The following is a 12139-nucleotide window of genomic DNA, read 5'->3' on the forward strand; positions in this document are numbered from 1 at the left end:
CGGCTTTGTTCTATGCGCCCGATTCAGGCCTGATCGCGGCGTACAGGAACATATCGACCCGTTGGCCGTTGATCTCCTGATGGCTTCGCAGCAGGCCTTCACGTTCGTACCCCGCGTGCTCCGCGGCGCGCTGGGACGCGACGTTCCAGGGCTCGATGTACAGCTCGATCCGGTGGAGCTCCGGAAGAGACCAGGCGAACCGCGTCAACGCCGTGAGCGCCTGGCCCGCCACCCCTCGCGCGCGGCTGCGGGGCGCCACGGCGTACCCCGCGGTCGCGCGCCCCGCCGCGGTGGGCGCGAGGTGCAGCCCTGCCGTCCCGAGCGCCGCATCGGTCTCGCGATGCGCCACACACCAGGAATACCCGGCGCCGGTGTCGAGCCGGGCGGCCTGTCGCTCCATAAAGGACAGAGCGTCCTCCTGGTCGGCGTGGCTCGGCAGCGAGCCGATTGTCGGCACGTACGAATCGGTCGCGAGATCCCGGAGCATGTCGACGTCACGCTCCGCGAAGCCCCGGAGCCGCACGTCCCCGAACGATGGGCCAGGTGAGGGCAGGACCAACGGAAGCGACTCCATACCACCGGTCATTTCCGAGCGGCGCCGGCCAGAACCGTGGATTCGTTGGCGGACTTGAAGTCCACCTTCACCTCGTGGTCGCCGGCTTGTTCGGGGTGCCAGTCCACGGTCCAGGTCACGCCGGGGTCAACGAGCTTGAAGTCGCCGAAGAGCTGGGCGACTTCTTCCCGGTCGCGGTAGATGACGGGGCTGGACGAGGCGTCGTAGGCCGCCTTCAGTTCGGTCAGCAGTTTCTTGATCTCCGGGGGGACGCCGTCCTCGGTGCCGTGGGACAGGGCCAGGTACGAGCCGGGCGCGAGCAGATCGCGGTAGCGCGCGACGAGGCTCGGCCCGAGGTCTTCGTCGCTGCCCGAATCGGGGGACGGCGGCTGCTGGAAGTGCAGGACCGCGATCAGCAGCAACGCGACCGGTTGGTCCAGGTCGATGATCCCGGTGTCCCGGATCTGCGCCCACAGCCCGTCCGGATCACGCATGTCGCCCTGGATCACGGTGTGCCGCTCAGGATCGCCGTGCTCCCGGAGCAGGCTGCGCGAATGCGCGACGGCCACCGGTTCGTGGTCGATGTAGACGACCCGGACCTCGCCCGGTGCGAGGTGTTCGGCCACCTCGTGCGCGTGGCCCATGGTGGGCACACCGGAGCCGATGTCGACGAACTGCCGGACGCCTTGCTTGACCAGGTACCGCACGACGCGGTGCAGGAACATCCGGTTCGCCCGGCAGATGGGCCGGATGATGGGGTACCGGCTGAGGTATCGGTCGGCGAACTGGCGGTCGATCTCCCAATTCGTGGTGCCGCCGAGGTAGTAGTCGTACATACGGGCGGCGCTGGGATGACTGAGATCGATGCCCGGCGGGGGAAAGCGGTTCTCGTCGAGCCCGGTCACAGTGCAACTCCTTCTTGTTGGGCGGGGTTCAGAGTAGTCGTTTGCATCAGGGGACAGCCGTTGCCATTCGGGCGGCGTTGATTTCCCGTTCGGCGTGCTCGAGCAGTTCCCGGGATTCCTCCCGGCTCAGTGCCGCGCTGCTCAGCGACGCCCAGCGGTCGAGGTACGACGCCTGGAAGTTGTCGTCCTCCGACCGCTGGATTCCCTGGGGCGTCTCGCCGTAGGCGAAATCCTTGGCACCGTTGGTGAACCGGAAAACGGTCAGGTCCAGCGGCAGGTACGGCAATTCGCCGAACGGCACGAACCGGATCGTCACGCCGGGATGTTTCGCGATCAGGTTCAGCATGTGCTTGACCTGGTCGAGCACGACGTACGGGCCGAGCTTCCGGGTGCGGGTGAGTTGCACCAGCGCGCTTTCGCTGAGCAGGAATTCGTACTCCCGGTCCGGATAGCGCTCGAAAACGCGGGCGCGTTGCCCGCGTTCGTAAACCGCGTCGTCGATATTGCTGCGGCCGGCCGTGCTGAACAAAGTGAGCATGTAGCTTTCGCATTGCAGCTGGCCGCTGATCCGCTCACCGGTCCAGCTCCGCACGACGGCCGCTTCCTGCTCGGCGCCGAGGATGTCGCGGAACCACGCGGGGGTGGCGACGAACCGGCGTCCGGACCAGACGCCGGCCACGCTCGCCGTCGTGTTGAGCCCCCGCATGACCGCCGCGTCGGCGTCGGTGATCTTCAGCGCCGCGATGAACTTCTCCAGCTGGTCCGGCTGCATGCCGAGGTGCGCGTGCTCGAGCTTGCTGATGTTGGCCTGCGTGTAGCCCACCAGCTTGCCGAACTCGGCTTGGGTCAGGCCCAGCTTCTTGCGTGCCGCGGAGATCATCGTGCCCAGCTCTCGCTGCTGGGCCGCGACGGAGGGCAAGGTCACCGGATTGTGCCGTCCAATCAGGGGATTCAGGACTCCCCATAGTAAGACACGGAGGCACACAGGTGCAGCGTTACCCGGTCGCGGGTCGCCATTTCCGGCCCCGGACGGGTCGGGTCAATCGGCCATCAGCGTCGACAATGCGGCAACAAGCCCGACGCAGGGTCAGCAGTCGAACTGCCCGGCGCGAACGGACGTGACAAAAGCCGCCCATTCTTCGGGCGTGAAGAGCAGTACCGGTGATTCGCCGAGCTTGGAGTCCCGGACCGCGACCAGTCCGGGCCGGCCCAGATTGACCTCGACGCAGTTGCCGGAGTTGTCCCCGCAGGGAATCGGCCGCTGCCACGCGGTGTCGTCCAGTGAGAGCGCCGCGGTCTTCGGGTCGTAGCTTTCCATGATCGCCCCTCGTCAAGATGTTCGCGGGTAATTGGATTATTCCGTCCATCCAGAGTCGTGCTGGAATATTCCACGCGCAAGAGGCGAGCGGTGATCTTGGGCTGGTGGGTGACATGTTCACCCATTCGGCCCGGTATGGGTGCTTTTCGGTAATCGGCGGTGGTCAGAGGCCTGCGGTGACGTTGCCGCAGGCCTCTGACCGGGGACTTACCGGGCCGGGGTGGCCGGGGTCCGGTGGACGCCGGCGGGCGGCCGGTCGCACTTGACGACGCTGATGCTGCCGTCCGGGTTCTTCCGGATTTCGATGCAGCCGGGCTTGCCCTGGGGGTCACCGGGCTGCGCCGTGCCGGACGGGCCGGGCGCCCCGGTGTCGGCGAACGCGGGCGCGGCGCTGAAGGCGATGCCGCCGATGGCGGCCAGACCGGCGATACCGACGGCGATGCGTCGGCGGGTGTCAGCAGACATGCTTGCTCCTTGACGGTGAGTGCTGATGGAACGCCGTCAGTCAACGGGAAACCCCGTTTCCAAAAGGTTTCCACCGCCTTGCCCCGCCCTGGCGGCAGTGGAGATCTTTTCGAAACCCCGTGGCCGCTAGGCTGGCCGGGCCGACCGGAACGGGGTTGTCATGCGCGTATTGGTGGTCGAGGACCAGACCATGCTGGCCGACCTGGTGGCCACCGGCCTGCGCCGGGAGACGATGGCGGTGGACGTCGCCTACGACGGGACCGCCGCCCAGTACCGGCTCGGGGTGCACGACTACGACGTGGTGGTGCTGGACCGCGACCTGCCCGGCGTGCCCGGCGATGAGATCTGCCGCGAGCTGATCGGCTCCGGCTCCCGGACCAAGGTGCTGATGCTCACCGCCGCCGGCTCGCTGGACGACCGGGTGGACGGCCTGGGCCTGGGCGCCGACGACTACCTCGCCAAGCCGTTCGAGTTCCCCGAACTGGTGGCCAGGGTGCGGGCTTTGGCCCGTCGCGTCACTCGGGCCTCACCGCCGGTCCTGCGACAGTCCACTGTGGAACTTGACACGGCGGCCCGCCAAGTGACCCGGAACGGCAGGCCGATTGCCTTGGCCCCCAAGGAGTTCGCCGTGCTGGAAGTGCTCATGACGGAGGCCGGGGCCTTCGTCAGCGCCGAGGAGCTGCTGGTCCGGGCGTGGGACGAGCACGCCGACCCGTTCACGAACGCGGTGCGGGTGACCATGTCCAAGCTGCGGGCGAAGCTCGGCGACCCACCGGTGATCGAGACCGGTTCCGGGGCCGGCTACCGCATCGCGCCATGACGCTTCCGGTCCGTGCCCGGCTGGGGCTGTTGTGCGGGACGCTGATGGTGGTGTCTTCGGTGGTGCTGCTGGCCGCGGTCTACCTGCTGCTCAGCGCCAATCTGCCCAGCCGGTTCGACGCCGTCGCGGTGCGGCTGCGCCCCGACGGGGCCGCTGAGGTGGCCGCGGTCGGCGGCCGGGCCGAGCCGTTCCTGTCCGCGGCGCTCGGGCAGTACGTGCTGTGGTCGGTGCTTTCGCTGGTGCTGCTGGGAGTGGCCGCGGTCGCGGTCGGGTGGTGGGTGTCCGGGCGGGCGCTGCGGCCGTTGCGCCGCATGACGGCGACCGCGCGGCGGCTGTCCTCGCAGAACCTGCGCGAGCGGATCGCGCTGACCGGCCCGAAAGACGAGCTGACCGACTTGGCGGCCACCATCGACGAGATGCTCGACCGGCTCGAGGCGGCTTTCACCAGCCAGCGCCGGTTCATCGCCAACGCCTCTCACGAGCTGCGCACCCCGCTCGCGGTGCAGCGGACGGCGTTGCAGGTCGGCCTGGCCGATCCCATCTCGAAGGAGGTGGCGCTGATCCGGGACCGGCTCCTGGCCGACAACCGCCGCAGCGAGCGGCTGATTGAGGGCCTGCTGCTCCTGGCCCGCAGCGATCAGGGTCTGCTGGCCCCGGAACCGGTCCGCCTGGACGAAGTGGTCGAGGACGTGCTGACCCGGCAACGCCCCGGCCCGGACCCGACCTTCGAGACCGAACTCCACCCGGCCCCGATCCGCGGCGACGCCCTGCTGCTGACCCACCTGGTGGGCAACCTGATCACCAACGCGGTGCGCTACAACACCGAGGGCGGCACGGTCTGGGTCCGCACCACCCCCGGCGGACTGCTGGAAGTGCGGAACACCGGCCTGCTGGTGGCCCCGGAAACAGTGGCACAACTGACCGAGCCCTTCCGCCGCGGCGCCGGCCGCACCCATTCCGCCGCCGACGGCTGCGGCCTCGGACTGTCCATCGTGGACTCTGTGACTAGCGCCCACCACGGCACCCTGACCCTGGCTGCCCGGCCCGAGGGTGGCCTGTGTGTCCGTGTCGCCCTGCCTGTGGCGGGCGGTTGATCGCGCAGACTCAGGTCGCATCGCGCCGCCGGATGACGGCGACGGCCCTGGTTTCGATCACGCCGGTGCCCGCGGTGCCCCGAGGGTGGTCTGTGTGTCCGGTTCACCCTTCCCGTGGCGGATGGTTGATTGCGGGCGTGCTCACTTCGCGTTCCGTCGCCGGACGATGGCGCCCGCACCGGTGCCAAAGACACTCGTGCCCGCGCCCCGAGGGCGGGCTGTGCGTTCGCGTCGTCCTTCCCGTGGCGGCCGGCTGATCGCGGGCGTGCTCATCTCGCGTTCCGTCGCCCGGCGATGATGAGTGGCGGCCTCGGTGTCGTAGACGTCGGTGCCGGTAGCGAGGCAGCGGGTGGCCTGGTGTCCGCGTCGCCCTGCCTGCGGTGGACGGTTGATCGCGCGCAGACTCACTTCGCGTTCCGCCGCCGGGCGACGGTGGCCACGATGAGCGCGGCGGCCCCGGTGCCGAAGACGCCGGTGCCCGCGGCCACACAACGGGTGGCCAGCGCCAGCCCGCCGAGTCCGGCGCACAGGATCTCGCCGGTGATGAAGGCCGCTCGTAGCGTCCAGCCCCAATCGCTGAAGATCGCTCCGAGCAGGTCCGGCCATGACGGGGCCGTCGCCTTGCGGTGGCGGGCTCGGCCGCTTGTGGCTGGGATCCAGCGGACTTGCCGGTAGACCACGAGCCGGTCTTCGCGGGCGGTCGGCGATGACTCGGCTGCGCCGGTCGGCCGGATGGAGCGACGAGACGGGTGTCGCCCGTTTTCCCCTGGCTGGTTGCAGTTGGCTACGTATACCATGGCCTCGTTGCCATCCTTATCGATTTTGGTGAGTCGGAAAGTGTTGTGCAGCGTCGGCGCGGCTCCCTCTGGCCAGGGAGTCGCGCTTTTTTCGCATTCCGCAGGGCGTTTTGCCGTGCGCGTTTCACTCGGGCCGGTCTGAGCAGGGAAATGCATGGTGGCGGATGGTGGAGCAGTCCGCCGTTACTGGCGTTCGAACCTGTCAGTGCCTCCCAAGGTGGGCTGCCGGTGGCCGGCGTTCAGGTGGGTATGCGCTGCTCGCGAGCAGCGTCGTTGAGTTCGGCCCCCCGGCTCGCTCATGCCGCTGCACGTGCATCTGTCCGTGCAGTGTATCCCCGTGATCAGGTCGGGGAAACAGAGAGTGGGGGTCTCGGTACAGCCCGAAAGGCCGTCGTGGCGTCGGAAATCGACCCGGTCGGCGGGCGCTCGCGCAGTTGTTGACCATCGGTAAAATTGCCTCGTACCTGCACGCGATCGCGCACCGTGAGCACCGTTGTCGCACATTGTTTCCGGATGTTGACACGTGCGGCATTCGGGTGTTTTCGAATATTCCGCGGAGTGTCGAGCTGGTGTCGAATATTCCAGTCCGCAAGTACCGGTTCTGACGCGGCGAACGTTCCTTGGTGCGCCGTCCGTGGCGATCACTGTCTGTATCACTCGAATGGGTTATGCAGGTACCGTGACGACCTCGCTGTTCGGCTACGCCCCGTGCATTCAAGGCGTGTTTGCGGCCTTCGTGACGGCCGCGACGGGGCTGGGCTGCGCGATCGCCGGTTCGGCAGCTCACGCAGATAGACGTGCATATTCCAATGGTCGCGCTGGTCTGGGGGTGTGCGGCGGCGCCGTGATAGACCGTCGGCAGTCGGAAATACGGCGGGATCGCGCGGTGGCTCCGCGGGGTAGCGAAGAGTAGTCGACGAGGTCACTCGAACCGCTGGGCGACTCCGGAACACCGCTCGGCGCGACACTCCCAGTAGGACGTGAGGTGACCGTGAGTCTTCGCCAGTATGAGATCAACAGCGGTGGAATCAGCAGAGCCGGGGGAGGGAGAACACCGGAGAAATGGGGCGGGGCCCCTTGCGCGAACAGGGGGCCCCGCGGTGTCCGTTAACCAGCCCGTGAAGACAAGGAACAGGACCTGGTGACTGTACAGCTGGACAGACCCCGTGAACCAGGGATCGGCGCGCCCCAACGGGTCGATGTCGCCGAATGCTTCGTCGTCGAGGACCCGCGCCCGCGCGTCGCGACCCCGGAAGAGATGATCGCCGCGGCGGCGAAGGTGCTCGCCGGCCGCGGCCATGGCCGGCACCGCAAGCCCGACACCCGCGACGGCCTGCTGTGCCGGGTGGCCGCCCGGCTCTCGCGCTGGGCCGCCGCACTCCGCGTCGCCCTGCTGCTCGCCGCCGGCGCCTGCGCGATGGCCGCAGTGGTGACGACGACCAACCCCCGGATCGCCGCGTCCCTCGGCACGTTCGTCGCCTTCGCGAGTGTGGTCGGCGTGTGCGCGGTCTGGCCCCGTCGCACCCGCCTGCCCCGGCGCTAACGGCCGGACTTCCGGTACCGCCGCGGCAGCGGCACAGGCTCACGACAGAACGGCGGCCCGGCCGGAAGCCCGGCGCGAACCGGGAAGCTTCCAGCCGGGCCTGGGACCCGCCCACTGCCGCAGTACCGCTCTGGCAGTACCGCTAAGGCGGAGCCGTCACTGCGGTATCGCTGCCGCAGAAGTGCTGCCGCAGGACCGCTACTGCAGAGCCGCTATTGCAGGACCGCTACCGCGAAGCCGCTGCGGCGGAACTGCTGCGCCGGAGCCGCTACCGCAGCGGCTCTGCGGCAGAACCGCTACTGCAGAGCCGGTGCTGCTGAACTGCTGCGGCAGGACCGCTGCCGCGGAGCCGCTACCGCAGCGGCCCTGCAGCAGAACTGCTACCGCGGAACCGCGACGGCGGAGGCGCTGCGGCAGGACCGCGACGGCAGGACCGCGGCGGCGGAGCCACTACCGCAGAACCGTCACCTCAGCCGCCGCCGTCCGGTCAGGTAAAGGGCCAGCCCGGCGATCAGCAGCAGCCCCGCCAGCGACAGCGGCCAGGACACGTCCACACCGGTGTTCGGCAGCCGCTGCGGAGGCTCGCCGGGGCCCATCGCAGGGCCGGGGCCGGGCGTCGGCGGCTCGGCCGGGAAGACCGGGACGCTGACGCTCGCCTCGCCGCCCGGGACTGGCTTGCCGTCGGGGCCGGTGCCGGTGGTGGTGGCGACGTTGCGGACCCGGCCCGCCGCCACGTCCGCCGCGGTGACGGTGTGCGGCGCGACCGTGCAGACCATCGCCTGGCCCGGCGCGAGCACGGTGCCCGGGCAGGTCACCGGGCCGGCCGCCGGGTCGTCCACCGTGATCTCGCGGACGGTGGCCTCACCGGTGTTCGTGACGGTGATCGTCCAAGTGATCCGGTCCCCGGCGCCGATGCGCCCGTCGCCGTTCAGATCGGCCGGGTGGGCCGACTTCATGATCGCGAGCGCGCCCGACGCGGTGGAGCGCACCGTGGCGCTGGCGGGCTTCGAGTCCACCGGGGCGCCTTCCGGCGGAGTTCCGGACGCCACCGCGGTGTTGTCGATCGACCCGGCGTCCACATCGGACTGGGTCACGCGGTACGTCGCGGTGCAGGTGACGTGCTGCCCGGGCGCCAGCGAGGCCGTCGGGCAGACCGGCGCCGGGGCTGCGCCGCTGCCGGTGAACCGGGTTTCGCGGACCGTCACCGAGCTGAGCGTGACGTTGCCGGTGTTGGTGACCACAAAGGAATACGTGACGTCCTGGCCGGCGGCGGAGACGGTCTCCGGCGACGCCGTCTTGGTCAGCGTCAACGCGGCGTCCGGCGGAGTCGGCACGACCACTGTGGACGGATCCGAGGTCGGCGGCTCCCCTTTGGGCGGGTTTCCGGTGGCGACGGCCGTGTTCGTCACGCGCCCGGAGTCCACATCGGACTGGGTGAGTACGTACGTCGCCGTGCAGACCGCCTGCGCGCCCGGCGCCAGGCTGGCCACCGTCGCCCTGCCGCCCGGGCAGGACAGCGGCGAGAGCTGCCCGGTGCCGGAGAACGCCGTCTCCCGCACGGTCACGTCGGTGAGCGTCTGGTTGCCCGTGTTGGTCACCACGAACGAATAGGTGACAGTCTGCCCCGCGTGGAAGTGCCCCTCGTCGGCCGGGTCCGCCGACTTCACCAGCGAAAGCCCCGGTTTGGCCGGCACGGTCACCTTCGCCTGCGACGGGCCCGAGGTGACCGGGTCGCCCTGGGGCGGGGTGCCGGTCGCCTCGGCGGTGTTGGTCACCGAGCCGGCGTCCGCGTCGGCCTGGGTCAGGGTGTACGTGGCGGTGCAGGTGACGGACTGGCCGGGCGCCAGCGTGCGCGACGGGCACCCGATGACCGACATCGTCCCGGTGCCGGTGAACGCGGTTTCCCGCACGGCCACCGAAGTCAGCGTGCGGTTGCCGGTGTTGGTCACCACGAATCGGTAGGCGACGACATGCCCGGAACCGTCCACTGTGGTCGGTTCGACCGACTTGGCCAGCGTCAGCGCTGCCCCGCCGCCGGCCGTGACGACCGCGGTCGCGGGCGGGGTGGTGACTGGTGGCAGGTCCCCGGGCGGGGTGCCGGTCGCGGTCGCGCTGTTGGTGATCCGGCCGGCGTCGAGGTCGGCCTGGGTCACGGTGTAGTCTGCGGTGCAGGTGACGGTCTGGCCGGGCTCCAGCGTCGGCACCACCACGCCGCCCGCCGGGCAGGAGATCGCCGACAGGGTCCCGCTGCCGCTGAAGTCCCCTTCGGACACGGTCACGTCGGTCAGCGTCACGTTGCCGGCGTTGGTCACGGTGAACGAGTAGCGGACCGGCGCGCCCGCACTGTCCACAGTGGTCGGCGAGGCGGATTTGGCCAGCGTGAGCGCGGCGGAACGGGCGGCGGTCACCTTCGCCGACGAAGGCGCCGAAGTGGTCGGCTCGGTCGCGCGCGGCGCGGTGCCGTGCGCGACGGCGGTGTTCTCGATCGAGCCCGCGTTGATGTCCGCCTGCGTCACCGGGTAGATCGCCAGGCAGGTCTGGGAAGCGCCCGGCGCGAGCACCGCGTTCGGGCAGTTGATCTCGGGGGCCGGCCCGGAGCCGGTGAACTGCGTCTCGCTCACCCCGACGCCGCGAAGCGTCACGTCACCGGTGTTGGTCACCACGAACCGGTAGGTCACGGACTGGCCGGCCCGCTGGACGGTGGTCGGGTCGGCGGTCTTGGCCAGCGTGATCGCCGGGTGCGCGGGCGTCGGGATGGACACACTGGACGGGTTCGAGGTGGTCGGGTCGGACGAGCCGGGCTGCTTGCCGTGCGCCGTGGCGGTGTTGTCCAGCCGGCTCGAGTCGACGTCGTCCTGCGTCAGCACGTACGTCGCCGTGCACGTGGTGCTGGCACCGGGCGCGAGCGTGGTGGCCGGGCAGAGCGTCGGGGTCATGGCGCCGCTGCCGGAGAACGCGGTCTCGTCGACCCCGATCTCGTTCAGCGGCACGTTGCCGGTGTTGGTGACCAGGAACGAGTAGGTGATCCGCTGTCCGACGGTGTAGGCGTCCGGGTTGTCGGGGGAGGCGGACTTCTTCAGGCTCAGCGCCGGTTTCGGCGTCTGGGTGGGGGTGCGGGTGGACGACGGGTTCGAGGTCACCCGGGTGCTCACGCCCGGCGGCAGCCCGGACGCGGTGGCGGTGTTGACCGCGGCGCCGTTCGCCTGGTCCGCCACGGTGATCACGTACGGCCGCTGGGCGGTGCAGGTCTGCGATTCACCCGGGGCGAGCGACGGCCGGGGGCAGGTGACCGCGCCGGCCTTGGCGTCGGCCACAGTGATGTCGTTCAGGGCCAGCGCGCCGGTGTTGGTGACGGTGAAGGTGTACCCGATCGTGTCACCGGCGTCGGTGATCCCGTTGCCGTTCACGTCCACCGGAGCGGCGGCGTGTTTCTCCAGCTTCAGCGTGGCCGCCTTGGCGGTGTTGGTGACCGTGCAGGAGACGAAGTCGCCGATGCCGACGTGCACCTGGGTCGAGCCGCCCGCGTCGCCGGTGGGCAGCTGGCTGTCCGCGGTGCCGTTGCGGGTGCAGGCCCAGGCTCTGTCGTAATTGGACTCCAGCCCCGAGGTGGCCTTCTCGTTCATGGTGTAGTCGGCGCCGCGGGCCCCGGCCAGCACGGTGACCTCGCCGGTGGTCGCCGAGGCGCCGCCCTTGGTGTCGGCCGAGCCGAGCACGGCCCCGCCCGCGGCCGTGACCGAGACGCCGAACGAGTCGCCGGCGAAGCCGTTCACGACCTTTTTGGACAGCTGGAGGCTCGAGACCAGCACACCGAACCCGACCGCCTGACGCCCGCCGCCCACCATGCGCTGGGTGAACGAGGTCGGGTCCTCGGCGGACAGGATCGCGGTGCCCGTTTTGTTGGCGTTGGTGCGGCCGGCACAGCGGACGGTCGTGGTGCCGACGCCGGTGTAGCCGCCGCCGCACGCGTTGCCGATGCCCGGACCGGAGCTGTCCGCGGTCAGCGACTCGATCGGGGAGGACGAGGTCCACTCGATCGATTCGCTCGGGTCGGTCGACTCGGCGTCCGCGCCGACCAGGCCGTATCCCTTGACCACGGCGCCGGTCGAGTCGGTGGCGACGATGCCGGTCAGCGCCGCGACGGTGGTCGTCCCGTTGGCCGTCTGGTACAGCGCCGGCTTGCCCGGCACGCCGGTGTAGTGCCCGGAGTTGCCCAGATAGGCGGCGGAATACGTGGGCAGCGAGTTCGGCGCGACCGGCCCGCCGGACACCTTGAGCGTGACCGCGAGCCGGTAACCGCCGGGCAGCGCGAACGTCAGCCGCTGGCCGGCCGCCGACGTGGCCTCCGAGGCGCTGTAGCCGGACAGGTCGAACCAGCACAGCGTCCGCGCGTAGGTGCCGGTGCCCGCCGTGGCGAATCCGCAGCTCTGCGTCCCGGCCGCGGCCGCGGGGGACGCCGCGCCAGGCACCGCCACGCCGAGCGCGAGCAGCACGATCGCCAGCAGCGCGAGCACCACCCGCCGGGGCTTTCCGGCACCGAACCTGACACCACTCATGGACCGTGGACCTCCCGACTCGGCTGACGCTCCACGATCATCGTGCGCGAGGGTGGCCGTCCCGGCATCCGAAGAGGTGATCAATCAGTCC

Annotated in this window: 10 protein-coding genes; 3 read left to right on the forward strand and 7 right to left on the reverse strand. The window is 70.1% G+C overall.

The window, feature by feature from the left end; genetic code table 11:
* Positions 1-10: 10 nt before the first annotated feature.
* The 5 genes from OG371_RS34835 to OG371_RS34855 form a co-directional block, all read right to left on the reverse strand.
* Positions 11-523 (reverse strand): GNAT family N-acetyltransferase, encoded by a 513-nt coding sequence (locus tag OG371_RS34835; RefSeq protein WP_329059909.1) that lies wholly within the window; start codon positions 521-523, stop codon positions 11-13.
* Between the two features lie 59 nt (positions 524-582).
* Complete coding sequence (locus OG371_RS34840; protein WP_329059910.1) at positions 583-1458, reverse strand: SAM-dependent methyltransferase; 876 nt, start codon at positions 1456-1458, stop codon at positions 583-585.
* A 46-nt stretch (positions 1459-1504) separates the two neighbouring features.
* Positions 1505-2383, reverse strand: coding sequence for a helix-turn-helix domain-containing protein (locus OG371_RS34845; RefSeq protein WP_329059911.1), 879 nt, complete (start codon positions 2381-2383; stop codon positions 1505-1507).
* Between the two features lie 162 nt (positions 2384-2545).
* A complete protein-coding gene (locus tag OG371_RS34850) occupies positions 2546-2776 on the reverse strand; it encodes a DUF397 domain-containing protein (RefSeq protein ID WP_329059912.1) in 231 nt (76 codons plus the stop codon).
* Positions 2777-2983: 207 nt separating this feature from the next.
* Positions 2984-3241 carry a hypothetical protein gene (locus OG371_RS34855; RefSeq protein WP_329059913.1) on the reverse strand — a complete coding sequence of 86 codons (258 nt, stop codon included), beginning with the start codon at positions 3239-3241 and terminating at the stop codon, positions 2984-2986.
* Positions 3242-3401: 160 nt separating this feature from the next.
* Here OG371_RS34855 and OG371_RS34860 point away from each other — a divergent pair, with 160 nt between their 5' ends.
* Together OG371_RS34860 and OG371_RS34865 are read left to right on the forward strand one after the other, a co-directional pair.
* A complete protein-coding gene (locus tag OG371_RS34860) occupies positions 3402-4061 on the forward strand; it encodes a response regulator transcription factor (RefSeq protein WP_329059914.1) in 660 nt (219 codons plus the stop codon).
* Positions 4058-5155, forward strand: a complete 1098-nt coding sequence (locus OG371_RS34865; RefSeq protein ID WP_329059915.1) for a sensor histidine kinase — start codon at positions 4058-4060, stop codon at positions 5153-5155. Before OG371_RS34860 ends, OG371_RS34865 begins: the two co-directional genes overlap by 4 nt.
* Positions 5156-5559: 404 nt before the next feature.
* On the opposite strand, the gene OG371_RS34870 is transcribed toward OG371_RS34865, so the two are convergent.
* Positions 5560-5835, reverse strand: a complete 276-nt coding sequence (locus tag OG371_RS34870; RefSeq protein WP_329059916.1) for a hypothetical protein — start codon at positions 5833-5835, stop codon at positions 5560-5562.
* 1258 nt (positions 5836-7093) lie between these two features.
* On the opposite strand from OG371_RS34870, the gene OG371_RS34875 reads away from it, so the two are divergent.
* The gene (locus tag OG371_RS34875) at positions 7094-7495 is read left to right on the forward strand and encodes a hypothetical protein (RefSeq protein ID WP_329059917.1); all 402 of its coding nucleotides are present in this window, start codon (positions 7094-7096) and stop codon (positions 7493-7495) included.
* A 464-nt stretch (positions 7496-7959) separates the two neighbouring features.
* Here OG371_RS34875 and OG371_RS34880 read toward each other — a convergent pair whose 3' ends face one another.
* Positions 7960-12048, reverse strand: a complete 4089-nt coding sequence (locus OG371_RS34880) for a DUF7507 domain-containing protein (RefSeq protein WP_329059918.1) — start codon at positions 12046-12048, stop codon at positions 7960-7962.
* Positions 12049-12139: the final 91 nt, after the last annotated feature.

The organism is Amycolatopsis sp. NBC_01480 (assembly GCF_036227205.1).
Classification (GTDB): Bacteria; Actinomycetota; Actinomycetes; order Mycobacteriales; family Pseudonocardiaceae; genus Amycolatopsis.